Annotated in this window: 20 protein-coding genes, 2 tRNA genes and 1 other RNA gene; 8 read left to right on the top strand and 15 right to left on the bottom strand. The window is 59.9% G+C overall.

Going from position 1 to position 23,570, the window contains the following annotated elements:
* The first annotated feature begins 27 nt into the window (after positions 1-27).
* Positions 28-654 (top strand): methylated-DNA--[protein]-cysteine S-methyltransferase, encoded by a 627-nt coding sequence (locus H586_RS21005; RefSeq protein ID WP_034618665.1) that lies wholly within the window; start codon positions 28-30, stop codon positions 652-654.
* Positions 655-666: 12 nt separating this feature from the next.
* Here H586_RS21005 and H586_RS19920 read toward each other — a convergent pair whose 3' ends face one another.
* Complete coding sequence (locus H586_RS19920; RefSeq protein WP_162147953.1) at positions 667-2,643, bottom strand: alpha-amylase family glycosyl hydrolase; 1,977 nt, start codon at positions 2,641-2,643, stop codon at positions 667-669.
* 120 nt (positions 2,644-2,763) lie between these two features.
* Between H586_RS19920 and H586_RS0105330 the strand changes: the two genes are divergently transcribed.
* Positions 2,764-3,090: a hypothetical protein gene (locus H586_RS0105330; RefSeq protein WP_011367042.1), complete on the top strand. Its 327-nt coding sequence runs from the start codon at positions 2,764-2,766 to the stop codon at positions 3,088-3,090.
* On the top strand, positions 3,087-3,383 hold the full coding sequence (locus H586_RS0105325) for a hypothetical protein (RefSeq protein ID WP_027181522.1): 297 nt from the start codon (positions 3,087-3,089) through the stop codon (positions 3,381-3,383). Before H586_RS0105330 ends, H586_RS0105325 begins: the two co-directional genes overlap by 4 nt.
* 7 nt (positions 3,384-3,390) lie before the next feature.
* Here H586_RS0105325 and msrA read toward each other — a convergent pair whose 3' ends face one another.
* The 10 genes from msrA to H586_RS0105265 form a co-directional block, all read right to left on the bottom strand.
* On the bottom strand, positions 3,391-3,894 hold the full coding sequence (msrA, locus tag H586_RS0105320; protein ID WP_027181521.1) for a peptide-methionine (S)-S-oxide reductase MsrA: 504 nt from the start codon (positions 3,892-3,894) through the stop codon (positions 3,391-3,393).
* A 3-nt stretch (positions 3,895-3,897) separates the two neighbouring features.
* Positions 3,898-4,347 (bottom strand): peptide-methionine (R)-S-oxide reductase MsrB, encoded by a 450-nt coding sequence (gene msrB / locus H586_RS0105315; protein ID WP_011367045.1) that lies wholly within the window; start codon positions 4,345-4,347, stop codon positions 3,898-3,900.
* Between the two features lie 185 nt (positions 4,348-4,532).
* Positions 4,533-4,624 (bottom strand) — tRNA-Ser (locus tag H586_RS0105310).
* Between the two features lie 137 nt (positions 4,625-4,761).
* An RNA gene (gene ffs / locus H586_RS20370) (signal recognition particle sRNA small type) lies at positions 4,762-4,857 on the bottom strand.
* A gap of 37 nt (positions 4,858-4,894) precedes the next feature.
* Positions 4,895-4,986: transfer RNA gene (locus H586_RS0105305), tRNA-Ser, on the bottom strand.
* Positions 4,987-5,373: 387 nt separating this feature from the next.
* Entirely contained in the window at positions 5,374-6,138 is a 765-nt protein-coding gene (locus H586_RS0105290; protein ID WP_011367047.1) for an enoyl-ACP reductase FabI, read from the bottom strand.
* 30 nt (positions 6,139-6,168) lie between these two features.
* On the bottom strand, positions 6,169-7,065 hold the full coding sequence (locus H586_RS0105285; protein WP_011367048.1) for a phosphoribosylaminoimidazolesuccinocarboxamide synthase: 897 nt from the start codon (positions 7,063-7,065) through the stop codon (positions 6,169-6,171).
* A gap of 19 nt (positions 7,066-7,084) precedes the next feature.
* Positions 7,085-8,389 (bottom strand): histidinol dehydrogenase, encoded by a 1,305-nt coding sequence (hisD, locus tag H586_RS0105280; protein WP_027181520.1) that lies wholly within the window; start codon positions 8,387-8,389, stop codon positions 7,085-7,087.
* A gap of 315 nt (positions 8,390-8,704) precedes the next feature.
* Positions 8,705-10,048 (bottom strand): outer membrane homotrimeric porin, encoded by a 1,344-nt coding sequence (locus H586_RS0105270; RefSeq protein WP_011367050.1) that lies wholly within the window; start codon positions 10,046-10,048, stop codon positions 8,705-8,707.
* A gap of 309 nt (positions 10,049-10,357) precedes the next feature.
* On the bottom strand, positions 10,358-11,692 hold the full coding sequence (locus H586_RS0105265; protein WP_027181519.1) for an outer membrane homotrimeric porin: 1,335 nt from the start codon (positions 11,690-11,692) through the stop codon (positions 10,358-10,360).
* Between the two features lie 674 nt (positions 11,693-12,366).
* Between H586_RS0105265 and uvrC the strand changes: the two genes are divergently transcribed.
* The 5 genes from uvrC to H586_RS0105235 all read left to right on the top strand — a co-directional run bounded on the left by uvrC (position 12,367) and on the right by H586_RS0105235 (position 18,027).
* Positions 12,367-14,469: an excinuclease ABC subunit UvrC gene (gene uvrC / locus H586_RS0105255; protein ID WP_027181517.1), complete on the top strand. Its 2,103-nt coding sequence runs from the start codon at positions 12,367-12,369 to the stop codon at positions 14,467-14,469.
* A gap of 44 nt (positions 14,470-14,513) precedes the next feature.
* Positions 14,514-15,575 (top strand): ATP-binding protein, encoded by a 1,062-nt coding sequence (locus tag H586_RS0105250; protein ID WP_027181516.1) that lies wholly within the window; start codon positions 14,514-14,516, stop codon positions 15,573-15,575.
* Between the two features lie 46 nt (positions 15,576-15,621).
* Complete coding sequence (locus H586_RS0105245) at positions 15,622-17,094, top strand: sigma-54-dependent transcriptional regulator (RefSeq protein WP_011367054.1); 1,473 nt, start codon at positions 15,622-15,624, stop codon at positions 17,092-17,094.
* A 181-nt stretch (positions 17,095-17,275) separates the two neighbouring features.
* Positions 17,276-17,527, top strand: coding sequence for a phage regulatory CII family protein (locus H586_RS0105240; protein ID WP_011367055.1), 252 nt, complete (start codon positions 17,276-17,278; stop codon positions 17,525-17,527).
* A gap of 104 nt (positions 17,528-17,631) precedes the next feature.
* The gene (locus H586_RS0105235; RefSeq protein ID WP_011367056.1) at positions 17,632-18,027 is read left to right on the top strand and encodes a response regulator; all 396 of its coding nucleotides are present in this window, start codon (positions 17,632-17,634) and stop codon (positions 18,025-18,027) included.
* A gap of 329 nt (positions 18,028-18,356) precedes the next feature.
* Here H586_RS0105235 and mnmA read toward each other — a convergent pair whose 3' ends face one another.
* The 4 genes from mnmA to H586_RS18225 form a co-directional block, all read right to left on the bottom strand.
* The gene (gene mnmA / locus H586_RS0105225; RefSeq protein ID WP_027181514.1) at positions 18,357-19,427 is read right to left on the bottom strand and encodes a tRNA 2-thiouridine(34) synthase MnmA; all 1,071 of its coding nucleotides are present in this window, start codon (positions 19,425-19,427) and stop codon (positions 18,357-18,359) included.
* Positions 19,428-19,560: 133 nt separating this feature from the next.
* The gene (gatA, locus tag H586_RS0105220; protein WP_027181513.1) at positions 19,561-21,024 is read right to left on the bottom strand and encodes an Asp-tRNA(Asn)/Glu-tRNA(Gln) amidotransferase subunit GatA; all 1,464 of its coding nucleotides are present in this window, start codon (positions 21,022-21,024) and stop codon (positions 19,561-19,563) included.
* Positions 21,025-21,072: 48 nt separating this feature from the next.
* Positions 21,073-21,357 carry an Asp-tRNA(Asn)/Glu-tRNA(Gln) amidotransferase subunit GatC gene (gatC, locus tag H586_RS0105215; RefSeq protein WP_011367059.1) on the bottom strand — a complete coding sequence of 95 codons (285 nt, stop codon included), beginning with the start codon at positions 21,355-21,357 and terminating at the stop codon, positions 21,073-21,075.
* A 72-nt stretch (positions 21,358-21,429) separates the two neighbouring features.
* Positions 21,430-23,511, bottom strand: a complete 2,082-nt coding sequence (locus H586_RS18225; protein WP_011367060.1) for an ABC transporter substrate-binding protein — start codon at positions 23,509-23,511, stop codon at positions 21,430-21,432.
* Positions 23,512-23,570 lie beyond the last annotated feature (59 nt).

The following is a 23,570-nucleotide window of genomic DNA, read 5'->3' as shown; positions in this document are numbered from 1 at the left end:
CAACCGTTAACGCGACGGGGGTAGGCTATGTACGATGTCGAGATACTGGTGAGCGGCCCGCTGGCCATGCTGCTTGAATGGAGCGGCCCTGATGGCGCGCCGGACGGGCCCGCCTGTGCGGAGCCCTGTATTGCCCGTGTGGGGCTGCGCTGGTCGGCAGGACTTGACGGAAGCGGTCTGCTTACGGGGGCAAAACTGCCCCGGCCCGGCGCGGAAGCCGGCGACCTGCTGCCCCGTACTCTCGTGGCATTTTCCGGCAGCGTGCCGGACGGCATGCATAACGGTGCGGCGGAACTTTCGGCCACCGGCAGCCGCATGCTTGAGGCGCTGGACAGTTATGTACAGCAGGGCAGAACGCAGTGGCCACAGGTTGATCTGCCCATGGGCGGACTTACCCCGTTTGCCCGCAAGGTGCTGGAAACGCTGCGGCACGAGGTGCCCGCCGGCAGTACCGTCACATACGGGCAACTGGCCGCCATGGCCGGCCGCCCTGCAGCCGCCCGCGGGGTGGGGCAGATAATGGCCCGCAACCGCTGGCCGCTTGTCATTCCCTGCCACAGGGTTCTGGGCAGCAAAGGGGCCATGGTGGGGTATACGGGTGCGGGCGTAGATATGAAACGCTATCTGCTGCAGCTGGAAGGGGCTTCACTGTAAGCGGGCAGGCTGTCAGGCCAGAAGCAGCGCACACCACGGCGGCAGAGTGACCGGTATGTGTGTTCCCGCGGCAAAGCGGTGGGGCAGGTCTGCCTCATCTTCCTGTGTATGCGGACTGTGCCAGCGGCGGTCGGCCGTGCACAGTGCCTGACTCCACGCCTGCTGGCGGGCCAGCGGGGCCGTGGCGGCGTCAATGCTGAACGTGGCTGCCTGCGGTCCGCAGTTGAGCAGCAGCCACGAGCTGTAAATCCTCGCGGGGTCGGTTCTGCCGGTGCAGATGACCTGCGGATGGGGTCTGCTTACATACAGAGTCTCAAATGAAGGGCTGTCCAGCGAGGGCAGGGTCTGCCGCAGCCGTATGCACCGCCGGTACAGGTCGCGGACAGTGGCATGATACCGGGTGTCCTGCAGGTGCCATGACAGCCGCGAGTTTTCAAAAGCGGCCGGTGAATGCGGTTCCGGTGCCGTGGCGCACGGCATCCAGCCAAAGGCCGCTGCTTCGCGCCGTCTGCCCTGTGCCACCTGCCGGTTCAATTCCGGGCTGTGATCCACAAAAAAGTGGAAGGGGGCCGGATCATCGTATTCTTCTCCCATGAAAATCAGCGGAACAAAAGGTGAAAGCAGCAGGGCTGCAGCGGCCATGCGCCGGGCTGCAGGACAGGTGAGCGCGTGCAGACGCTCGCCCGAGGGACGGTTGCCCGTGACATCGTGGTTCTGCAGATAGACAATGACCTGTGAAGGCTGCAGACCGCGGGGCTGGTCTCCGAAAGGTTGCTTGCGCCACGGGCACAGCTGCCCCTGCCTGAACCAGCCGCGGGCGAATATTTCTGCCAGCGCGTCCACAGGGCTGACAGCCGCTGCCGGGGGGCACCGTTTCTGAGCTTCTTTGCATTGCTGCCCTGCTGCAGGCGGGGTCTGTGCCGGTTTTGCAGCGTTTTGCGCGGTGTGGAACGCCGCATAGTACCCGCAGGATTCGCCGGTAAGCCGGGCATGTACTGCGTGGTGAAAGTCGTCACTCCATTGTGCGGCCATGCCGTAGCCACCGGCGCTGCGTGGTGTGGTCAGGTGTATTTCGTTGCGGGTGCTTTCCGCCATGATATGAAGCCGCCTGCCTGAGGCGGCGGCCAGCACCTGCGTTTCCCGCGTGAGTGCGGCGAGAATATGCTCTGCGGAATCGTCCTGCACATACGGGGTGGCGTCCAGCCGCAGTCCGTCCATATGAAAATGCGCCATGAGTCTGAGACAGCAGTCCAGAAAATAACGGCGTACGGCCTGAGCTGATGATCCGTCAAATGAAGGGCAGGCCCCCCACGGAGTGTGGTGCCGGCGGGAAAGGTAGGGGCCGAATTTCGGCAGGTTGTTTCCCTCCGGTCCCAGATGATTGAGCACCACGTCGCCATACACTGAAAGACCCAGTCCGTGGGCCGTATCCACAAAGCGGCGCAGTGCATCGGGACCGCCCGCACGGTGATGGACACTGTAAGGAAACACACCGTCATAGCCCCAGTTCCAGCGTCCGGTTGTTTCCGTCAGGGGCATCAGTTCCACGGCGGTCACGCCCAGTTCAGCAATGCGGGGCAGACGTCCGGCGGCGGCATCCAGTGTACCTTCGGGGGTGAACGTGCCGGTATGTATTTCGTAGATGACCGCGTGAGGCATGGCTACCGCACCGAAACCGCTGTCGGTCCAGATGAAAGCGGCCGGGTCGTCCGTCATGGAAGGGCCGTCAATACCTTGCGGCTGATGGGCGGAAGCCGGGTCTGCCAGCAGCTCGTCCCCCAGCCGGATGCGGTAGAGCGCACCGGCGGGCATGGGGGCTGTTCTGGCTTCCCGCCAGCCGCCTCCGCACGCTTTCATGGGAATTTCCTGCGGGCAGGGCGCTTCGATGACAAGTACCGCGGGCTTGCGGCGTGTGGTCCACAGCCGGAAGAGCCAGCTGCCGTCCGGCAGGCGGCGCGGCCCGTGGGCCGGTACAAAGAGAGTATGCATTACCGCAGAATGCGGGCAGCGGCCGGTAAAGTCAATGTGCCTGCGCGGCTGCCGTCCGCTTGAACCGTATGCCGCCCTGTGGCACATGTGGCGGTACATAACCTTGATTATGCAGAAGCCATGAATGACAAAACGACTGTAATACCTACTGTGATGGAGCGGCTGGAAAGGCTGGATACCGGACAGTGTCTGGACATGCGCACGTATAAGCGCAACCGTTCAGTGGCCATTGTGAGAACCGGACCGGACAGCTTTACCGTGGTCGAGCGGGGCTTTCATGAAGAGATGTGGGAAGGGCTGAGTGCGGACAAAATCCGGCGCCTGCTCAAGACGCTGCTCAAGCGCGAATTTCCGCGCAGCAATAAAATACGTCTGTACACTCTTGATTCGTTTGAACTGGCCGATGTGAACCGCATGGGACACGGTTCGGGGCGGTTCGGGACATGATGGTGCACAGAGCCGGTGCCGTGCAGGAAGTGCTCCGCCGTCTGCAAAAGCTGCCTTGCGGGCAAGGGGTGGACATGCGCACGTTTAAACGTGACAGGTCTGTGCAGGTGCTGCGTACGGGCGATGATGCTTTTTGCGTGGTGCAGGACGGGTATGAGCGGCACGAGTTCACGGAAGTTTCTCTGTCCGCATTGAAAAAACTGCTCCGCAGGCTGCTTGATAAGGAATTTCCGCGCAGCAATACCGTACGCCTGTATGCGCTGTGCGACGCAAAGCCGCCTGCGGAGCCCTGAGCTGCGGTCAGCGCGGCGGCAGCACCCAGCCGCGGCGTTCGTAGTGGCATGTATATCCGCCCGGAACACGCTGCAGATAGTCCTGATGCTCCGGTTCGGCCTCCCAGAAATCGGAAACGGGTTCGACCTGTGTCACCACCTCTGCAGGCCATACGCCCGAGGCGTTGATGTCGCGGATGGTTGCCAGTGCTGTTTCGCGCTGCTGCTGCGTTGTATGAAAAACGGCCGAACGGTATGAACTGCCGATATCATTGCCTTGTCTGTCCGCTGTCGTCGGGTCATGTATCCGGAAGAAGTATTCCAGAAGACTGCGGTAAGACAGCACGGCAGGATCAAAGATGATTTCAACGGCTTCCGCATGGCCGTGGTGGTTTCTGTATGTCGCGTTCGGCACGGTGCCGCCGGTGTATCCGGTGCGCGTGGCAAGCACGCCGGGCAGCTTTCTGATGAGTTCCTGCATTCCCCAGAAGCATCCTCCGGCCAGTACGGCACGTTCGGTTACTGTTTCCATGGGCTACTCCCGTGTGGTGAAAAGGTGTGCATATTCGCCGTACCCTTCCTCTTCCAGCTTGTCCGCCGGAATAAAACGCAGTGCGGCTGAATTGATACAGTACCGCAGGCCTGTCAGATGCTCCGGCCCGTCTGTGAACACATGTCCCAGATGACTGTCCGCATGTTTCGAGCGTACTTCTGTGCGGACAAGACCATGACTTGTATCTTTTTTCTCCACTATATTCAGTTCCACAGGCCTGCTGAAGCTGGGCCACCCGCAGCCGGAATCAAATTTATCCAGTGATGAAAACAGCGGTTCGCCGGAAACGATGTCCACATACAGTCCTGCTGCTGTGTGGTCGTGAAAAGCGTTGCTGAACGGACGTTCAGTGCCGTTTTCCTGCGTTACCCTGCGCTGCTCATCTGTCAGTGCGGCCAGTGCCTCCGGAGTTTTGCGGTATTTTTGCGGCATGGGATTCTCCTGCGGTGCTAGGGGTGATGCGTATACTCTATGGCAATAAGCACGCGGGTCGGTAAGTCCAGAATCCGAGGAGGAAAGAATGGTACGGGCAGGCAGGGCACTTGGTTCAGGGGAACAGCCGGCGTAGCACAGGCAATAAAAAAAAGGGATCGTAAGATCCCTTGAATATTGCAGAATGGCGGAGAGGGAGAGATTCGAACTCTCGGTACCCTGTTAAGGTACACACGATTTCCAATCGTGCTCCTTCGGCCAGCTCGGACACCTCTCCGCGAATGCGGAGTGCTATCTAGCAGTATACGGAAGGCAATGCAAGCGGAAATGCCTGCGGATATGAAAAGAGTGCAATGCACGTGCTGCGCCGGTGCAGGGTATAAAAAAAGAGCGCAAGGCTTGTACAGCATTGCGCCCTTTAGGGAGCCGGGCACCCGAAAACTACTGTTACGGCTGCTCCCTCTCGGGCCTGACCGGATTGGCAGCGCTTCCGCCGCCCGGCTCTCTTGAAATTCTATAAAAACACAACTGCCACAGCAGCGTAAAATGGCGGAGAGGGAGAGATTCGAACTCTCGGTACCCTGTTAAGGTACACACGATTTCCAATCGTGCTCCTTCGGCCAGCTCGGACACCTCTCCGCAAGAGAGGGTTAGCTAGCAGAGACAGCCCGGCAAGGCAAGTAAAAAATGTCCCGGAGACCGGATGAGCAGTAAAATGACTGGTTGCAAGGCTGCGGCGGCACGGCGGCACGGGCTTGTGTCGTCCGTGCCGGAACATGTCGGAACATGGCAGCACGGGCGTGCCACATAAAAGGGAGTACCGGAGCACTCCCTTTCATGTCACTTTTCCGTGTCTTTCGGCGCCTTGTCATTGCGGGGCTCACGGCTCCGGAATGACGGCACTCAGCAGCTTTTGGGCAGCTTGTCCATGGGCAGTATCCGCGGAGCGAAATACAGCCACAGCACGACGATTGCCAGGGGGATGAGCCAAGCCCACATACAGACCTCCCGACGGGCGTGCGGCGTCTAAATGCCCATCACGTTGTAGCCCGCGTCCACAAACAGCACTTCGCCGGTGACGGCGCCGGAAAGGTCCGATGCCAGAAACACGGCTGTGCGGCCTACGTCCTGCGTGGTTACATTGCGGCGCAGCGGTGCGTGTTCCTCAATGTGGTTGAGGATGGTTTTAAAGCCGGAAATGCCGCTGGCTGCCAGCGTTTTGATGGGACCTGCGCTCACTGCGTTCACTCTTATGCCCCGTTCGCCCATATCTGCAGCCAGATATCTGACGGAGGCTTCTAGAGCGGCCTTGGCCACGCCCATTACGTTGTAGTTGGTTATGACTTTCTGCGAGCCGTAGTATGTCATGGTAAGCACGGAACCGCCTTCTGTCATCAGCGGTTCAAACGCCTTGCACACACAGACCAGAGAATAGGCGGAAATATCCATGGCCAGCTTGAAACCTTCGCGGCTGGTATCGATGAATCTGCCGTGCAGGTCTTCGCGCTGGGCAAAAGCGATGGAATGAACCACCACGTCCACGCTGCCCCATTGTTCTTCCACTGTGCGCACTGCCGCGGCCACCTGCGCATCGTCGGTGACATCCAGCCGGAAGGTGAATTCGCCGCCCAGCTCTTCGCTTATGGGGTCCACACGTTTCTGGATGGCTTCGCCGGGGTAGCTGAAGGCCAGCCGTGCACCCTGAGCCTTGAATTCCTGTGCAATGCCGTAGGCGATGCTTTTGTTATTGGCCACGCCAAGAATAAGAATTTTTTTATCTTTCAGCAGCATAGTCTCTCCTGAATGCCTGTATGCCGTCTGCTACAGGTTCAGAGTTTTTCCGGTCAGGATGGAGTACGCTTCCGCGTACTTGTTGCGGGTTTCGGTTATGACATCCTGTGGCAGAGCCGGTGCGGGCGGGGTTTTATCCCAGTCCTGTGCCGAAAGCCAGTCGCGCAGGTACTGTTTGTCAAAGCTTGGCTGGCTTTTGCCGGGCTGGTACCCCTGTACCGGCCAGAAACGTGAAGAGTCAGGAGTCAGAACCTCGTCAATCAGAATGACGGCGCCGTCAATAATGCCGAATTCAAACTTGGTGTCGGCAATGATGATGCCGCGGCTTTCGGCGTATTCGCGGCCTTTTGAGAATATCTCAATGGACAGGCGTTCTATCTGGGCGGCTACGTCGTCGCCCACCAGTTCGCGCGCCCGCTGCACTGATATGTTTTCGTCGTGTTCACCCAGTTCCGCCTTGGTGGACGGCGTGAACAGCGGGGTTTCCAGCTTGGCCGACTCTACCAGACCGGCGGGCAGGCTGTGGCCGCAGACCATACCTGTTTTCTGATAATCCTTCCAGCCGGAGCCGGTAATATGCCCGCGGACAATACATTCGACCGGCAGCGGAGCGGCCTTGCGCACCAGCACGGCGCGGCCTTCCAGCATATCCGCGTACTTGTGCAGCGCCTGCGGAAAATCTTTTACGTCGGAAGCTATCAGATGGTTGGGCACCAGATCGGCAAAGCGCTCCATCCAGAACAGGGTGATGCTGTTCAGAATGACCCCTTTGTAGGGAATAGGTTCACCCATGATAACATCAAAAGCGGACATGCGGTCGGTGGTCACAATGAGCAGCGTCTCTGCGTCCACCTCGTAAATGTCACGAACTTTGCCGCGGGAAAGCAGTTTGTATTCTGCAATGTCAGTCTTGGTAACAATCTGCATGGTTTTTCCTTGCACGGGGTTATGAAAGACGCGATTCAACCGAGCGGGCGTGGGCTTCCAGCCCTTCCAGCCGGGCCAGCCGCGCTATTTTAGCCGCGTTTGTCTGCGTAAAAGTCTGTGACGCGGCAATGATACTTGATTTTTTACAGAAAGACTGCACCGACAACGCCGAAGAAAAGCGGGCAGTGCCCATGGTGGGCAGTACGTGGTTGGGACCTGCGAAGTAGTCGCCCACCGGTTCCGGCGAATGCGGTCCCATGAAGATGGCACCGGCATTGCGGATGCTGCCCAGAAGTCCCCACGTATCCTGTACCAGCAGTTCCAGATGCTCGGGAGCTACCTTGTTGGAAAGCTCTACCGCCGAGTTCAGGTCGGGGGTCACCACTATGGCGCTCCAGTCGCGGAGCGAGGCGCGTGCTATGTCTGCCCGGTCAAGACCGGTAACTTGTTTTTCCAGTTCGGTGTGCACTGCGGCAGCCAGCTGAGGACTGGGGGTGACCAGTATGGCGGAAGCCAGCGGGTCATGCTCCGCCTGCGAAAGCATATCGGCGGCAACGTGTGCGGCATCGGCCTGAGAGTCTGCAATGATCAGTATTTCGCTGGGACCGGCTATCATGTCTATGCCCACCGTGCCGATAAGCATGCGTTTGGCGGTGGTGACAAAGATGTTGCCCGGACCGGCAATGAAATCCACGGGGGCTATGGTCTGTGTGCCGTATGCCAGAGCGGCCACGGCCCATGCCGAGCCGGCACAGTATATTTCGTCCAGCCCCAGAACATGCGCGGCGGCAAGAATATAAGGGTTGAGGGTGCCGTCTTTGCGCGGCGGTGTGGTGACCGCAATGCGGGGAACCCCTGCAACCTGCGCCGGGACGGCGTTCATAAGCAGGCTGGATATGAGGGGCGTGTTACCGCCCTGTCCGCCGGGAACATACAGACCGGCACTGTCCACGGGACGGGTCATCTGCCCCAGCACGGTACCGTCAGGGCGGGTGATGAACCACGCTTCCTCTTTTTGTGCAGAGTGAAAACGCCGGATATTGTCTGCTGCTTCGGTAATGATCTGCAGATCATGCCGGGGGATTTCACGGGCGGCCTTTTCGATGGCATCGGGCGCGACACGCAGGGAGGAAGGATCGAAGTCGGGACAGTCGAACCGTCTTGTGTACCCCGCAAGGGCCGCGTCCCCGTCTGACCGGATGGCATCCATTATTTCACGTACGACAGGCTCAACGGAATTTTCGGGATTTTCCCGACCGCAGAGCATGTCACGGATGCCTTGCCAGTCTGCTTCTGACGAATAGGTAAGTGTACGACAGGGCATGGCGGTTCCTCTTGTTTTCTTCGCCGCGCCGGATGTGGCGCGGTGAGCCTGTTCCTTACAGCAGGCGGCACAAAAAGTCGAGACAGCGGAAGGCGTATGCCGGCGGCACGGACACCGGCGATACCGGCAGGGCGTAAAGAATATGCCTTATGTTTTTTCTGCAGCCTTCAGCCGTTGATCAAGACGGCGGCATGGCCTGTGAGGGGCTGCTGTCTGTATCTTTGCCGCAAGCCGGAAACGTGAAAAGGCCGGAAAGCCCGTAAGCTTTCCGGCCGGAATGGCGAGTGACACGCCGTCGCGTATGCGCGGTGACTCTTAGAAGGAGTAGGTCAGGTTTACGCCGGCCTTCCAAGCGTCGTCGGTGTCGTCGTTGGTCCAAACGCTGTCGTCGAGGTCGAGCTTGATCCAGCCCAGTTCAACGGCGGCGGTCAGGTTTTCGTAGATCTGGTACTTGGTGTCCACGTTAACTTCCCATGCGCTGTCTTCTTCGCTCAGGTTGCCGTTGAAGGAAGCGCCGTAGATGCCGGCCTTCTCATCGTTGGTACCTTCGTAGTAGGCAACACGGATGGTGTGGGTAACGTCTTCGATGAACTTGATGTCTTCGGCTGCCAGCACAACACCCCAGGTGCCTGCGCCGGTGATGGAGATCAGTTCGTCGCGCAGGATGCCGGCAGCGCCGTCAAAGCCGAAGCTGGTGGGAGCAAAGCCTGCGGGGGAGATAACGGGCAGACGTTCGGTGCCGTCGCCGCGGTCGTCGTCGTCACCGGTGCCGTACCATGCGGTCAGGGTGGGGGTGAACATGTCCATCTTGTATGCCAGTTTACCGGTCAGGAACCAGCCGGCTGCTTCCTGTGCGTCGGTGTCGCTGTCCACAGCGCCGTAGATGGCGTCAGCGGAGAACACGATGGGGTCGAACATGGTCAGTTCAAAAGCAGCGCCGCCCCACCATGCGGTGGCGTCGTCGCCGTTGATGGCTACGTCGTTGATTTCAACGCCAGCGTCTTTGCCGATCATGCCGTACACGAAGTAAGGAGTAACGGAGAAGCCGTCACCCTTTGCGCTGAAGATAAGACCGGCAAGGTCGTATTCATCCATGCTGTTCTTGTTGGTGTCGTCGCCGCTGTCCACGTCGAGAGGACGTGCCCAGAAACCGGTCAGGCTGTACATGTCGTTGAAGGCGTAGGAAGCCACAATGGCTGCCACGTCATCGTCCATCACGGGGTTGCCTGCAACTGCTGCGGGCAGAGCCAGACCCTGCAGACCCATACGGATCTGAAGAGCAGTGTTGGGCACGGTGAAGTCGATGTAGGCACGACGGGTTTCAACGTTCACGCCATCGGTGCCCAGTGCGCCGCCTGCGCCCTGACCGATGTTGTTGTTGTCGCCTTCCTGACCCCAAACGGTTTCACCGATTTCGAAGAACAGGGTGCCGGATACGTTTTCAGATGCGGTGATTACCGTCTGAACACGTACACGCTGACGGGCGTCGAAGTCGTCGTCGGAGCTTTTGCTCTTGTCAGCGTCATAAAAGTTGGTGTTGTCAGTCCACTGAAAAGCGAAGTCGAACTGACCGGTGGTTTTGATATCGGCTGCGGCTGCGCCGACCACCGATGCCATCACGAATGCTGCTGCAAGCAGCAGACTGGTGATGCGTTTCATTGGAGAACCTTCCTTGTTTTGGTGTGAAAACAATATTCATACATCCTTGTATGTATGAGTTGAAATATTTGTACTCGCCCTGTGACGTCGTGGCAAGGGGAAAAATAAAAAAAAAGCAAAAAAATTGTACCGTGGCTGTGGGGCCTTGAAATGGCAGGCCGGAGCGTAGGAGGAGGGGCGTAAGCGGGCACAGGCCGGTACACGGCGCAGGCAGACTGCGTCCGGCGGTTGTGCCAACAACGCGGCAGAACGCAAAAAAGCCGGAGGCCTTGCGGCCTCCGGCGTCAAAAGCATCAGGAACAGAACAGCTTAGAAGCTGTAGGTCAGGTTTACGCCAGCCTTCCATGCATCGTCGGTGTCGTCGGCGGCACCCCAGACGCTTTCGTCGAGGTCCAGCTTCACCCAGCCGAGTTCGATGGCTGCGGAAAGGTTTTCGTAAATCTGGTAGTTGGTGTCGAAGTTAACTTCCCAAGCGCTGTCTTCTTCGGTCAGGTTGCCGAAAGCTACGCCGCTCTTTTCGTCGTTGGTGCCCTTGATGTAGGCAACGCGAACAACGTGGGAAACGTTTTCGATGAACTGGATGTCTTCAGCAACCAGAGCAACACCCCAGGTGCCGGTACCGGTAGCGGAAAGGATAGCACCGTCAAGGATGCCGGCAGCGCCGTCAAAGCCGAAGCTGGTGGGAGCAAAGCCTGCGGGGGAGATAACGGGCAGACGCTCGGAACCGTCGGTTGCGTCGTCGTCTTCACCGGTGGCGTACCAAGCGATAACGCCGGGGGTGAACATATCCATCTTGTAGCTCAGCTTACCGGTCAGGAACCAGCCGGTAGCGTCGTTAGCTTCAACGTCGCCACCGTCGGTGTCGCCGTAGATAGCATCAGCGGAGAACACGATGGGGTCGAACATGGTCAGTTCGAAAGCAGCACCGGCCCACCAGGCGGTCAGGTCGTCGGCAGTGGCATCAACGTCCTTACCGATCCAGGCGTAGGAGAAGTAAGGATTGAAGGTGTAGCCGTCGCCCTTCACGCCCAGCACCAGGCCGGCCATGTCGAACTCGTCGTTGAGGTTGGTGCCGGTGCCGGTGTCGTCGCCGCCGTTGGTGTCAGCAGGACGTGCCCAGAAGCCGGTCAGGCTGAACATGTCGTTGAAGGCGTAGGAAGCCACGATGGCTGCCACGTCGTCGTCCATCACGGGGTTGCCGGCAACAGCGGAAGGCAGTGCCAGACCCTGCAGACCCATACGAACCTTCAGTTCGGTATTGGGCACGGTGAAGTCGATGTAAGCACGACGGGTTTCAACGTTCACGCCGTCGGTGCCCAGTGCGCCGCCTGCGCCCTGACCGATGTTGGCAGGGCCGCCAGCAGCGCCGCCAGCCTGGCCCCAAACGGTTTCACCGATTTCGAAGAACAGGGTACCGGATACGTTTTCAGATGCGGTGATCACAGTCTGAACGCGTACGCGCTGGCGAACGTCGAAGTCGTCTTCGGAGTTGCCGGACTTTTTAGCGTCCTGGAAACCGGTGTTGTCGGTCCACTGGAAACCGAAGTCGAACTGACCGGTGGTTTTGAACTCGGCAGCAGAGCCGGCGGCAACGGTGCCGAACACGAAAGCTGCTGCGAGAAGCAGAGTAGCAATACGTTTCATTTCTTTCTTCCTTCCTTCTTTTGCGAAAAACGTCGTTCCTGATGCGGATGACCTTAATTGAATCGATACATGCAGGTTTAGCGCAGTCGTCCGGCACGTGCAATAGGCTGAGAGCAGAAAAGTATAAAATTTTTTACCGCGCATCAGGGTTGCAAGAACTCTTACTGGTGCCGCTCGATTGCTGTTTTTCATTTTAAATTATTTAAAACAGTGCGTTGAGTAAAATTATGCGGGATGTCGGGATGGTCGCCCCTCGTACATGAGTAAATATTATTTTTTTGCCGTTATGCGGGGTGCGATGGCTATCCTGCTGAAAAATATACATACACAAATGTTTGTATAATGGGTTGCGGGTATAAAATTTTGTACCGACGAAGCCCGCTTCTCTGTCAAACGCGACGGAAAAACGGGGGCGTCAGGCGCTTTGTGCGCCATGGAAAAGGAGGGCATGCCGCGCCGCAGGTACTAGATTCCGCGGCGCCGCCGCCCGAAACGTGTGCGGCTACGGCTTTTCCGGCCTTTGTGTCCGGTCCGGTTGTCACTGCGCAGACGCCATCAGCCAGCAGGGCCGGAGCCCTGGTATGCGCAGCGCCGCCTGCGGCACGGGTGATGAAGGTACGCCGCTCTTTGCCCATGACGTTGCATTCAGCGGTTATTAAGGCGATAACCACCGCATGGATCAGATCGACATCTCATGTATTCCCACCACACCGGGAGTATATCTATATAAAGACCCCGCTGGGAAAGTTGTCTACGTGGGCAAGGCTAAACACCTGCGCCGTCGCGTGGCATCGTATTTTCGCGATATACAGCGGCATACGCCTAAAACCCGTGCCATGCTGCGCAGTGCCGCCACGGTGGAAACGCTGTCTACCACCACGGAAAAAGAGGCTCTGCTGCTTGAAGCAAGCCTGATCAAAAAGCACCGCCCGCGTTACAACATCCTGCTGCGTGACGACAAACAGTATGTGCTTTTTCAACTGACCAGAAAGCACCACTGGCCCAGACTGGTGCTTACGCGCAAAGTCCGTAAAGACGGCTCCGCCTATTTCGGGCCGTTCACCTCCGGTCAGGCCGCGCGGCAGACATGGAAGGTAATACACAAGGTGTTTCCGCTGCGCAGATGCTCGGATAAGGCTTTTCGTAACCGGGTGCGCCCCTGCCTGTATCATTTTATGAACCAGTGCCCCGGCCCCTGCGTGCTGGATGTGGACCGCGACGGATATATGCAGATGGTCCGCAAGGTGGAGATGCTGCTCGCAGGCCGTTCCACGGAACTGATCGACATGTTGCGTGCCGACATGCAGGCAGCCAGCGATGCGCTGGAATTTGAAGAGGCCGCCCGGTTGCGTGATCAGTTACAGGCTGTGGAGCGGACAGTGGAGCGTCAGGCCGCTGTGCTGCCGGGCGTGCACGATATGGATGCCGTGGGGCTGGCGGAGGCCGGAGGGGGGCTGGCCTTGAGCGTGCTGTTTATCCGGCGGTCGGTATTGCTGGATAAGCGTAATTTTTTCTGGTCGGGACTCACGCTGGAAGAAGGCCCCGAAGTTCTGCTGAGTTTTCTGACCCAGTACTACGGGCCGGGCAGCTTTATTCCTCCCCGCATTCTTGTGCCGTGGGATATCCGCACAGAAGACCGTGAAGGGGCGGAGCTGGCGCCTGCCGCGGTATGCACCGATGCCGGTCTGCTGCCCGATACGCCTTTGCTGCCGGATTGTCCGGAAGCTGCCCCCCTGCCCGCCGCGCCGGTATTCGCGGTGTCGGCGGGTGACGTCATGCCGTCGGGACACGATGCGGGCCCTGCCGGTACAGCCGATGCTCCCGTTGTACGGGGGGACTCCGCCCCGGAACAGTCCTTGCCGGCGGCGGTGCCGCCGTTGTGTGCGGAAGAGAGCGCTTCCGGTTCGGCCCTGCGGGCCGTGGCGGAGATGCTGACCGAACTGCGCGGCGGGCCTGTGCGGGTGCTGCCGCCGCGGAATGCCACGGACAACCAGCTGGTGACCATGGCCACCGAAAATGCCCGGGAAGATGCCCGTGCCGAAAAGCGTCCCGACGTGGCGGGTGTCATTGCGGCAAAGCTTGGCATGAGCGCACCGCCGGTGCGCATTGAGGCCGTGGATGTTTCGCATACCGGCGGAAGCAACACCCGTGTGGGCGTTGTGGTGTTTGAAAACGGCACTCCGGCCAGGGACCAGTACCGTACCTATGCGTTTGCGGATGATGAGGCCGGAGGGGACGATACGGGTGTGCTGGCGTTGTGGGCTGTGCGGCGGGTGCATTCCGGACCGCCGTGGCCCGACCTGCTGCTGGTGGACGGCGGGCGCGGGCAGCTTGCGGCAGTAATGACCGCACTGGAATCGGCCGGTGCGGGCGGTCTGTTTGCCGTGGCTTCCATAGCCAAAGCCCGTAATGAAGAAACCGGCAGGGCAGACCGGCGTGCAGGAAATCTGGCCGACAGAATCTTTCTGCCCGGCCGCTCCAATCCGGTGAATTTCAAATCCGGATCGCCGGAACTGCTTTTTTTGCAGCATGTGCGTGATACCGTGCATGACTATGCCATCGGGCGTCACCGCCGCGCGCGGAGCGGGGCTGCGCTTTCCGGCGAGCTGCAGCGCATGCAGGGCATCGGTCCGGCAACGGCCCGTCTGCTGTGGGAACATTTTTCCAGCCTGCAGGAAATGGTGGACGCAGGGGAAAAGGGGCTGGCTGCTCTTCCGGGTATCGGCAAAGCCAAGGCAGCCGTCATCCACGAGGGGCTTAAAAGGCTTGTGGGCTGAGTCCGCCGGCGGGTGTCTGTTCCTGCCGGAAACAGGGGAAAGGTATGACAGAGCTTTTGCATCACCGGCAGCCGCGGCGCTGCAATGCCGGCCCGCTGTATGCCGTGACAGATAGTGACGGGGTGTTTGTGGTTGTTTCTGCCGGTTTTGCCTCGCTGATGCACGGTGCCGGTGTGATGCCCGATGCTGCGCTGACGGGACGCCCCGCAGCAGCTGTTTTGGCGCACCTGACCCCGGCCCCGCAGATGCCCCTGACAGCGGTCTGGAACGGTAAGGTGTGGCTGGATTTTTACGGGCTGCTGCATGTGGAGATTGTGCCTTTCACTGCGTGCGCCTGCAAAGAGGGCAGGGCGGCGTGGCATCTCATACAGTTGCTGCCTGATGCCGCAGAGGCGTGCATGGACTGTGCGGGCAGGACAGCCCGCGGGCTGGCGCACGATTTCAACAACGCTCTTGCCTCTGTCATGGGCTTTGCGGAACTGGCAGCCGGACAGGCAGGACACGGCGGCAGCAGTGAATTGCTGCACCGCAGTCTGGCCAATGTGCTTAAAGGCTGCGGACGAGCCGGTGCCGTGCTGGAAAAAGCCCGCGCCGTGGCGGGACGCATCCCGCTGAATCTTACGCGGCATAGCGCCTGCGCACTGCTGCAGCAGTGGACAGACACGAGACGGGCCGCTCTGCCGGACTCGGTGCAGCTGTGCACCGGCACGTTGCAGGCGCTGCCCGCCATTACGGCTGATGCGCGCTGGCTTGAAAAAGCTTTTGCCGCCGTATGGGACAATGCGCTTATGGCCATGCGCGGCACCGGCGGAACCCTGCGCGTGGAATGCCGTGCAGGGCAGGGGTACGACGGCAGGGCGTATGTGTTTATGGATGTGACCGATACCGGATGCGGCATGGATATGCAGACATGCCGCGAGGCCGTGGAGCCGTTCTTTTCCGGCTGGGAAAATACAGCGGGGCAGACTTCCGCCGGAGGACAGGGCTGGGGGCTTTCACTGGCGTGGGGAGTTCTGCGTGCGCACGGCGGCGGACTGGAGATTTCTGCACAGCCGCTGGCCGGATGCCGGGTTTCGTTCCGTCTGCCTGCTGCGTGCGAGGGTTGAGGCTGGCCCGCCGGCGGTACGTGGTCTTTTTTTTTGAGGAGGGGACATGGCCCGTGTGCTGATAATAGATGATGATGACCTGTTTTGCGAAATGGTCGCGGCTGCGCTGGAGCTGAGCGGCCATGAAGTGCGCAGTGCGGGAACGGCCGCCGACGGACAGGCCCTGTGCCGATCTGCCGGTTTTGATGTGATTTTTCTTGATATCCGTCTTCCTGACGGTAACGGGCTGGAGCTTATACCCGCATTCAGCGCCTGTCCCTCAGAGCCGGAAATAATCATTATAACAGCCGCGGGCGACCCGCATGGTGCCGAAATGGCTATCGGCAGCGGGGCGTGGGATTACCTGAGCAAGCCTTCGCCGCTGGACGAGCTGCAGCTTACACTTACGCGGGCGCTGCGTTACCGCAAGCGCAAAGCGGCTTTCATCAGACCCGCTGCGGACAGACAGGGTATTGTGGGCAGCAGCCCGCGCATGCAGGCGTGCATTGATCTTATGGCAGAGTTTGCCCCGTCCGACACTCCCGTGCTTGTGACCGGAGAAACAGGAACAGGCAAGGAGCTGTTTGCCCGCGCTCTGCACCGCAACAGCCGCCGGACAGCCGGACCCTTTGTGGCCGTGGACTGTGCGTCTATCCCGAAAAATCTGATTGAAAGCGAATTGTTCGGGCACGAAAAAGGGGCGTTTACCGGTGCCGTGGCAGAGCGCGACGGCGTGTTTGCACAGGCGCATGGCGGCACGTTGTTTCTTGACGAAGTAGGTGAGCTGCCGCTGTCGCAGCAGAAGGCTTTTCTGCGCGTACTTCAGGAAAGAACCTTCCGCAGGGTGGGAGGTAAAAAAGAACTGTACAGCGACTTCCGGCTGGTGGCGGCAACCAACAAAGATCTTCCTGCTCTGGCGGAGCGGGGCGAATTCCGTGCCGATCTGCTTTTCCGGCTGCAGGCGGTGCTGCTGCACCTGCCGCCCCTGCGCGACAGGGGACGTGATATTTACGAGCTGGCGCTATACCATGTGGAAAAACTGTGTCTGCGCTACAAGCTGGGGCACAAGGAACTGACCCGCGAGGCGGCTGCTTTTCTGGAAGACTATCCGTGGCCCGGCAACGTGCGCGAACTGGTGCATGTGGTGGAACAGGCCGTGGTGGCAGCCCGCAGTGACGAACTTGTCCAGCCGGAGCATCTGCCCCGCAATGTGCGGGCGGTGGCCATGCGGCACAGAATGCAGCGCAACGGCACCGGCGGGGCGGCAGTTGTGCCCGCCGCTGTGTCCATGGCGGTTTCTGCCGGCGGCGAAGCGGCATTACCCACATGGAAAGCATACCGCGAACGGGTGATGGCCGAGATGGAGCGGCAGTATCTGCTGCGCCTGCTGACCGAATCCGGCGGCAGCATCACACAGGCGGGCCGGCTGTCGGGGCTTTCGCGGCAGCGGCTGTATGCTCTGCTCAAGCGTAACGGCATCAGCCGCTCGTGGCCGGCCGGCAACAGTCCGGCAGAAGAGACACAGGATTCCGATGTATAGTATTGGAAGGATAAATCTCTTATTAGGAGAATGTGTAAACTATTTGTTTACATATTGTGCTGAAAATAATAGCAGCACTTCTGATTAAGTAAATAATGCACGCCTGTTACAGAGAACCACGTTTTTGGTACGCCTTTTGTAATTCAGATCATACATGAATCATGTCTCTAGGGAGGACGCCATGATTTCCGATCTGACCAAAATTGTCCATGGAGTGGTTCTGGGGAGCCCCAAGCCTGCAAAAGCACTGGCACAGGAGGTGGGCAAGCCCTACTCCACACTGCTGCGTGAGATCAATCCGTATGACGGCGGGGCCAAGCTGGGGGCGGACACGCTGCTGGAAATAATGCGGCAGACAAACAACATCGAGCCGCTGCGGTATATGGCCGAGCAGCTGGGGTACTCTCTGGAAAAACCGGAAAGTGAGAAATAAAAAAAGCGGGCATTGCCCGCTTTTTTCTTGCCCGTTTATGGTGCCGGTCTCTGGTCAAATCGTGGTATACACGGTATAGTCACTGCTGAATCAGGAGGAACTCCGTGAGAATACTGGTGGTTGACGATGATACCGTAACCGTGAGCATGCTTGAGGCTCTGCTGCAGGAAGAAGGTCACGAAGTTGTGACCGCTTTTGACGGCCGTGATGTACTGGGCTGTCTGCAGGGCAACAGTCTTGATCTGGTGATAACGGATATATTCATGCCGGAACAGGACGGACTGGTAACCATTGCGCGTCTGCGTGAGGAATTTCCGCAGCTGCGTGTGGTGGCCATATCCGGAGGCGCTTCGGCTCTGGGCAAGGTGGACGCACTGAGAGCGGCCCAGCTGATGGGCGCCGATGCGGTGCTGGCCAAGCCGCTGCAGGCCGAACAGGTGCTGCGGGTGGTTAATGCTGTCAGCTCTGCTGAAAAAGGAACTTCCTTCAGCGGGATCTGACCCGTCGGAGTGCGCCTGCAGGGTGCCGCCCGCGGTGACACAAGGTGATATCTGACAGTGCTGCCATGCGGCGGACTGCTGAAACGCCCTCTTCCTCACGGAAGGGGGCGTTTGGTGTTGCAGGCTGCGGCACGGCCGTTGTCCGGCGCCAATGCTGCATGGCTGTTCCGGCATTGCCGGAAGAATGTATGGCGGGGTGCGGCAGAACGTCAGGCGTGGCAGAACGTCAGGTATGCCGGATTGTCGGGTATGGCCGCTGTGTCTGCATTGCTGCCGGACGGGGTACCGGACAGGCGGCAGACAGGCGGGCCTGCGGTGCCGGATGCAGGCTAAAAGACCGATGCGATGATGCCGCCCGCCAGAACCCTGCCTGCGGCATCGTAGACTGCGGCCACCTGCCCCGCAGCCGGAGGAGTATGGCTTGCGGCGAAAATCACCCGCATGGTGTCTGCCCCGTCTGCATCGGGAGTTACCTGCGCGGCAATCATGGTCTGCCTGTAGCGTGTCTTTACATAGACGGCATCAGGCCACTGGTCGGGCGGCACCAGTGTGTTCACCCCGACACACCGGCAGCCGCGGGCAGTGAGTTGCTTTCTGGTGCCCACCACCAGCGCGTTGCGTGAAACGTCTTTTTCCAGCACATACAGCGGCTCGCTCCATGCAATGCCAAGGCCGCGCCGCTGCCCTTCGGTATACTGCCACAGACCGTTATGGTGTCCCACCACATGGCCGTCACGGAGAACCATGGGCCCTGCTCCGGGCAGTCCGGCTGCATGGGCCGTCAGGTATGCGCGGTAATCATCGCCGGGGATGAAGCATATTTCCTGACTTTCCGACGGCAGCGGTGGAACTATGCCGCGCTGCTTCAGATGCGCTCTGACATCCTGCTTGCGCCAGCCGCCCAGCGGAAATACGGCACAGGCCAGACGGTGTTGCGGTACAAGCGACAGAAAATAGCTCTGATCTTTGGCGGGGTCGTCTCCGCGCCACAGCGAGACCGTATTGCCGGGGCGCGGCAGATCGGGCTGCAGGCGGGCGTAGTGACCTGTGGCGATGGCCTGTGCCCCCAGTTTGCGGGCCGTGTCGGCCAGCAGTCCGAATTTCATGGAGGCGTTGCACCGTGCGCAGGGGTTGGGAGTTCTGCCCTGTCTATAAGCATCGATAAACGGCTCAATGACGTGCTTTCTGAATGCCGCGGAAAGGTCTTCAACATGAAAATCTGCCCCGAGCGCGCGGCAGGCCTTTTCTATGGCCCGGGTATTGTGCGCGGTGGTTTCGGGGGTATCGTGCGGAGAAAGAAAGTGCGCGTGCAGCGCCGTGACCTGATGACCGGCCTCCAGCACCTGAAGCAGGGCGAAAAGCGAGTCGGTTCCGCCGCTGACGGCTACTGCAATATGCATGATGTGCTCCGTGCCGGAGTGTGCAGATAAAAGCCGCACACGGCACGCTTGCCGTGCCGTGTGCGGAATACCTGCCGGTTGTCTGCGGCCGCAACGGGTGCCCCGTGTGCGGACGCCTGCCGCAAATGCAGCGTTATATCTGTGCCACGGGGGTGCGGCCTATGCGTTGTTCAAGCACATGGGCCACAGAGAGCAATGTAGCTTCGTCAAAGGCCTTGCCCAGAATCTGCAGCCCCACAGGCATGCCTGATTCCGTTCCCGTACCCACAGGCAGAGAAAGACCGGGCAGCCCCGCAAGGTTGAGAGATATGGTGAAAATATCCAGCAGATACATGGTCAGGGGGTCGCCGGACATGGCTTCGTGTTTCCATGCTGTAACGGGCGAAGCAGGGCCGCAGATGACATCGCACTGCTCAAAGGCTTTTTCAAAATCCTGCAGAATAAGCCTGCGGACCTGCGCGGCCTTGCGGTAGTACGCATCGTAGTAGCCGGAAGAAAGCACATAGGTGCCCAGCATGATGCGGCGCTGCACTTCGTCGCCGAATCCTTCGGAACGGGAGTTTATGTACAGCTCGGGCAGTGAAGCCGCGTTGTCCGAGCGGTGCCCGAAACGCACCCCGTCGAAGCGGGCCAGATTGGAGCTGGCTTCGGCCATGGCCACGATGTAGTACACCGCAATGGCGTGCCGGCTGTTCGGCAGGGATATGTCGACCAGAGTGGCACCCAGGTCTTCGGCTTTTTTCAGGGCTTCACGGCAGCAGGAATCCACCTCGCCGGAAAGTCCTTCACCCCAGTATTCCGCCGGTACGCCTATACGGAGTCCGGCAAGGTCGCTGCGGGAGCCGAGAGCGGCCAGATAATCATCCACCGGTCTGTCGGAACATGTGGTGTCGCGGGCATCGTGTCCGGCAATGACGGCAAGCACTCTGGCGGCGTCTTCCACGCTGCGGGTGACAGGACCTATCTGGTCCAGCGAAGAACCATAGGCCACCAGCCCGTAGCGTGAAACGCGGCCGTATGTGGGCTTCAGCCCCACGCATCCGCAGAAGGAGGCAGGCTGGCGCACGGAGCCTCCGGTATCGGTACCCAGCGATGCAAAACACTGACCGGCGGCCACGGAAGCGGCAGATCCGCCGGACGAACCGCCGGGTACTCTTTGCAGGTCCCACGGGTTGTGGGTGGTTTTAAATGCCGACTTTTCGGTGGAAGACCCCATGGCGAATTCATCCATGTTGGTCTTTGCCAGAATGACGGCACCTGCATCTTTAAGGCGCGACACGGCGGCGGCATCAAAAAAAGGCACGTAATTTTCCAGTATGCGCGAGCCGCAGGTGGTGGCAACACCGCTGGTGCTCAGTACATCCTTGACGGTGACGGGCACGCCCCACAGGGGTTTGGCGGGGTCATAACCCGCGGCGTCCATGGCCCGGGCTTCGGCCAGCGCTTCTTCGCAGCGGGTGGCCAGCAGCGCGTGCACTGCCGGTTCGGTAGCTTCGATGCGGTCTATGCATGCTCTGACGGCCTCTTCGGCTGTCAGTGTGCCCTGTGCCAGCGCGGCGGCGGTTTCAGTAAGTGTCTGTGCGTATATCTGGGCCATGAATGGTCATCCTTGGGTATGATTCTGGATTACGGTCTGCTGAAGGAATTAAACAATGCGCGGCACGATGAAGAAGGTGCCGTCTTCTTCGGGGGCATTGGCCAGCACCTGTTCGCGTGAACAGTGCCGCTGCACCTCGTCTTCCCTGTATACCGTGGCATGCTGCACAGGGCTGTACAGCGGGGCTACCCCGTCTGTGTCCACTTCGTTCAGGGTGTCCATATATTCCAGAATCTGGGCGAACTGTCCGGCGAACAGTTCTTTCTTGTCTTCGTCCAGCTGCAGGCGGGCAAGACCGGCAATGGCCGCCACCTGTTCCTTTGAAATGCTCATGCGTCGTATCTCCTGCCGGTGCGGGCGGGCGGCAGGGCCGCCCGTCTTTGCCGGTGCGTGTCTGTCATAACGTTAGTTGCCGGCTTTTTGCTGGCGCAGTATTTCAAGCCGCTGATTGTGCCGTTCGCGGACCCGCTTGAGCCTGCTGGCAAAAGCGTCTTTGTCCAGCGGCACGGCGCCGTCAGCGGAAGGCTGAAACAGAAACAGTTTCTGCGAAGCGTGCCCGCCGGCATCCCACCGGATGGGGGCCATGCTGAAATCCATCATCTGCGCTTCGGCGATGCGGGCGTTGACCGTGGCGGCGTCTGCCGTATCTTTCAGGCCGAGGCGCGCCCCGAAGCGGACAAAATCATACCCGAGTCCCGACCAGAAATCAGGAGTACCTGTGCCTGCCTCCTGCATGCCTTCGGCAAGCTGGCGCGCGGCGGGGCTTTCCAGATGGGGGTTCCACGCATCGGGAAAGACGGCAAGCCCGAGATTGCGCACATCGACGTTGTTTTTGGCCGCCAGAGTGCGTCCCCACAGGCTTGACCCCAGCAGCACCAGCCGGTCTTCCTGATAAAAGAAAAAGTAGGGAATCAGCACTTCGGTTGCTTTCCAGCCGTCGGGCAGAAACACGGCCTGAAAGGGGGTGTCGGGCGGCAGAGCGTCCTTTGCGCCGGCCGCACCAAGGAATCTGCGGACAGATTCGCCCCATGAGGTGACATCCGCCGGGTTGTATGATGCATGATGCAGACCTACACCCTGCGTTGCAGCCTGCTGCGAGAAAAGATCACGCATTCTCCTGCCGAAGGCTTCTTCCGGCACCATGACTCCCATGGAGTCGATGCCCAGTCCGCTTACGGCGAACTGCAGCAGCGCGTCTGTCTGGTCTGTGGCGGCAGGAAAAAAGCGCCATGCCTGTGTGCCTTCGACTCCCTGATCCAGAGAGGCCAGAAATGTGAAGAACACGTGGTTGCCGGTCAGTCCCTGCCGCTGCGCTGTCTGGAATATATCGGACCGCAGCGGGCCGCCGACCAGTGTGTATCCTGCGGGCAGCTGCTTCAGTTCCTTTTCCCAGCCGGTGGCGTCGGTATTGATGATGCGCAGGCTCAGGTTCATGCCGTCCTGTGCCATCTGCCATTGTGCGGTGCCGGCACCGCGGGCCACCTTCCAGCCGATGCCGCTGTAAGGACCTGTCAGCGGCAGACACAGGGCTATGCCCTGTTCCGGCCTGCCGTATTGCTGTTCCAGCGGCGCCAGTATGCTGTCTGCCAGTCCTTCGGAAGCAAGCTTTGCATGTGCGCGCAGATAAGCCAGCGACTGCCAGGCCTGCGGCCATGTGGCCGTGTCGGCTGCCAGTCTGCGGGCCTGCTCCAGTGCTATGACCGCATAGGGGAAGCGCGGGGTGTTGTCTGCCGTCAGTGTGTCGGAAAGCTGCTTCAGCGCAGCCGCATCGGCGCGGCCGAGGTCGGCGAAAAGACGCTTTTCCAGTTCCGCGCGCACTGCATTGTCGGGCGCTTGCAGCCAGATACCTTCCAGCTGCACTGCGGCGTCCTGTGCGGCTTCATCGCGGATGAGCAGCCGGGCCAGAGTCAGGGCGGCGTCGATGCGCAGCGTCCACGGAGCGGCAGCGTCTCCGGCAACGGCTGCCGCGGTTTCCTGAGCCTGTGCGCTGTCTTTCATGTGGTGCACGGCCGCGCGCCATGCCTGCCGCCAGGGCTGCATGGTCCGGGCGTCTTCTCCCTGCAGCCGTGCCGCGGCACGCCACTGTTCCAGCGCATCCAGCGCCAGATGGGCATGATTGTTGGCAGCTGCGCTCAGCGCAAAGAGTTCAAGCACGCGCAGGCGTTCTTTAAGTGTCAGGGTGTCGCTGTCCAGTAGACTTTTGGTCAGGCGCTCGCTGCGTGCGTAGTCGCCGCCGCTGTAAGCCTGTGCAGCGTCGGAAAGCAGATCATCAGCCACCGGAACTGTTGTCTGTTCGGGCGGGGTAAGAACCTTTTTTGAAACACAGCCGGATGAAAAGGCGATCATGGCCGCCATCAGCATGGCGGCGACAAAGGCGGACCGGCGGAAGAATGGGGTATGGCGCATCGGAGTAGCTGTCCGTAAGGTTTCTGCCGGCAGCGGAGTCCGGCTTTCAGAATAAAAAGAGGCCTGGATGATATCGGTCATGAAAAAGGCCTGACCCGCGGAAATGCGGATCAGGCCAAGCTAATCATGTTCCGGCCGGA

Origin of the sequence: Oleidesulfovibrio alaskensis DSM 16109 (assembly GCF_000482745.1) — a bacterium.
Classification (GTDB): domain Bacteria; phylum Desulfobacterota; class Desulfovibrionia; order Desulfovibrionales; family Desulfovibrionaceae; genus Oleidesulfovibrio; species Oleidesulfovibrio alaskensis.
The sequence above is the reverse complement of the archived record's forward strand: the minus strand, read 5'-3'. Positions and strand labels throughout refer to the sequence as shown.

Coding starts and splice junctions, on each gene's coding strand:
- H586_RS21005 (WP_034618665.1), top strand. CDS start 28: ATGTACGATGTCGAGATACTGGTGAGCGGCCCGCTGGCCATGCTGCTT.
- H586_RS19920 (WP_162147953.1), bottom strand. CDS start 2,643: ATGCATACTCTCTTTGTACCGGCCCACGGGCCGCGCCGCCTGCCGGAC.
- H586_RS0105330 (WP_011367042.1), top strand. CDS start 2,764: ATGAATGACAAAACGACTGTAATACCTACTGTGATGGAGCGGCTGGAA.
- H586_RS0105325 (WP_027181522.1), top strand. CDS start 3,087: ATGATGGTGCACAGAGCCGGTGCCGTGCAGGAAGTGCTCCGCCGTCTG.
- msrA (WP_027181521.1), bottom strand. CDS start 3,894: ATGGAAACAGTAACCGAACGTGCCGTACTGGCCGGAGGATGCTTCTGG.
- msrB (WP_011367045.1), bottom strand. CDS start 4,347: ATGCCGCAAAAATACCGCAAAACTCCGGAGGCACTGGCCGCACTGACA.
- H586_RS0105290 (WP_011367047.1), bottom strand. CDS start 6,138: ATGCTGCTGAAAGATAAAAAAATTCTTATTCTTGGCGTGGCCAATAAC.
- H586_RS0105285 (WP_011367048.1), bottom strand. CDS start 7,065: ATGCAGATTGTTACCAAGACTGACATTGCAGAATACAAACTGCTTTCC.
- hisD (WP_027181520.1), bottom strand. CDS start 8,389: ATGCCCTGTCGTACACTTACCTATTCGTCAGAAGCAGACTGGCAAGGC.
- H586_RS0105270 (WP_011367050.1), bottom strand. CDS start 10,048: ATGAAACGCATCACCAGTCTGCTGCTTGCAGCAGCATTCGTGATGGCA.
- H586_RS0105265 (WP_027181519.1), bottom strand. CDS start 11,692: ATGAAACGTATTGCTACTCTGCTTCTCGCAGCAGCTTTCGTGTTCGGC.
- uvrC (WP_027181517.1), top strand. CDS start 12,367: ATGGATCAGATCGACATCTCATGTATTCCCACCACACCGGGAGTATAT.
- H586_RS0105250 (WP_027181516.1), top strand. CDS start 14,514: ATGACAGAGCTTTTGCATCACCGGCAGCCGCGGCGCTGCAATGCCGGC.
- H586_RS0105245 (WP_011367054.1), top strand. CDS start 15,622: ATGGCCCGTGTGCTGATAATAGATGATGATGACCTGTTTTGCGAAATG.
- H586_RS0105240 (WP_011367055.1), top strand. CDS start 17,276: ATGATTTCCGATCTGACCAAAATTGTCCATGGAGTGGTTCTGGGGAGC.
- mnmA (WP_027181514.1), bottom strand. CDS start 19,427: ATGCATATTGCAGTAGCCGTCAGCGGCGGAACCGACTCGCTTTTCGCC.
- gatA (WP_027181513.1), bottom strand. CDS start 21,024: ATGGCCCAGATATACGCACAGACACTTACTGAAACCGCCGCCGCGCTG.
- gatC (WP_011367059.1), bottom strand. CDS start 21,357: ATGAGCATTTCAAAGGAACAGGTGGCGGCCATTGCCGGTCTTGCCCGC.
- H586_RS18225 (WP_011367060.1), bottom strand. CDS start 23,511: ATGACCGATATCATCCAGGCCTCTTTTTATTCTGAAAGCCGGACTCCG.